This is a genomic window from Polaromonas sp. P1_G2 (assembly GCF_056405515.1).
In genome coordinates, this window is record NZ_JBFUBY010000975.1 from 1 (window position 1) to 492 (window position 492).

1 protein-coding gene is annotated in these 492 nt (G+C 66.4%); it reads right to left on the reverse strand.

All coding sequences use genetic code 11. The features are described 5' to 3' along the window. On the reverse strand, positions 1–492 hold a 492-nt coding region (locus tag AC1D0P_RS28625), incomplete at both ends, for a hypothetical protein (protein WP_477679827.1).

Below are 492 nucleotides of genomic sequence, written 5' to 3' on the forward strand. Positions count from 1 at the left end.
CAGCATGCCWAGGGCGGCCTCGTATTCGTCCTCGGGCGCCCTGACCAGTGCGATGCGCAGGCCAAGGTCGATCGGCGCGCTCCAGGAGGAATTGGTATAGCTGCCTCTCCTGCGGGATTCGGTGCCGATCAGCGGCAGCGCCGCCTCGATGGCGAAGGGGGCACCGGCGCTCGCCACCAGCCAGTGCAGGAAGGCCATCATGCAGATCGTGTCGCCGGTGACCTTGCCGCCGCCGACGAGCGGGCCGCTGATCTGGGTATTGTCCATCGCCGCCAGGATATGCCTGATCCACTCGCGCGCTTCCTCGAGGCCGATGGAAGAAGCCGGCTTGCCGCCGAGCTTCGATTTCAGCCAGCCGACCGCGCCGCCGTCGCCGGATTTCGGGCCGCTGTCGCCGAGATGCTGCATGAGCCAGGTCAGCGATTGCCCCTGCGTCTCGTTGAAATCGGTAAATTCGATCCTCAGCAGCGCGACCAGGAAGGACCAGGCAGC